Source organism: Pullulanibacillus pueri (assembly GCF_014639255.1).
In the GTDB taxonomy this organism is placed as follows: domain Bacteria; phylum Bacillota; class Bacilli; order Bacillales; family Sporolactobacillaceae; genus Pullulanibacillus; species Pullulanibacillus pueri.
Genome location: NZ_BMFV01000078.1, coordinates 1 through 696, shown reverse-complemented (window position 1 = coordinate 696; position 696 = coordinate 1). Strand labels below are relative to the sequence as shown.

Here is a 696-nt window from a genome sequence, read left to right as displayed (position 1 = left end):
ATTAGCTAGTTGGTGGGGTAACGGCCTACCAAGGCGACGATGCGTAGCCGACCTGAGAGGGTGATCGGCCACACTGGGACTGAGACACGGCCCAGACTCCTACGGGAGGCAGCAGTAGGGAATCTTCCGCAATGGACGAAAGTCTGACGGAGCAACGCCGCGTGAGCGAGGAAGGTCTTCGGATCGTAAAGCTCTGTTGTTAGAGAAGAACAAGTGCCATAGGAAATGATGGCACCTTGACGGTACCTAACCAGAAAGCCCCGGCTAACTACGTGCCAGCAGCCGCGGTAATACGTAGGGGGCAAGCGTTGTCCGGAATTATTGGGCGTAAAGCGCGCGCAGGCGGCTTCTTAAGTCTGATGTGAAAGCCCGCGGCTCAACCGCGGAGGGTCATTGGAAACTGGGAAGCTTGAGTGCAGAAGAGGAGAGTGGAATTCCACGTGTAGCGGTGAAATGCGTAGAGATGTGGAGGAACACCAGTGGCGAAAGCGGCTCTCTGGTCTGTCACTGACGCTGAGGCGCGAAAGCGTGGGGAGCAAACAGGATTAGATACCCTGGTAGTCCACGCCGTAAACGATGAGTGCTAGGTGTTAGGGGGTCCAACCCTTAGTGCTGAAGTTAACACATTAAGCACTCCGCCTGGGGAGTACGACCGCAAGGTTGAAACTCAAAGGAATTGACGGGGGCCCGCACAAG

1 rRNA gene is annotated in these 696 nt (G+C 56.0%); it reads left to right on the top strand.

Features of this window, described 5'->3' with window-relative positions:
* Positions 1-696: ribosomal RNA gene (locus IEV91_RS21515) — 16S ribosomal RNA — on the top strand; the annotation flags it as partial.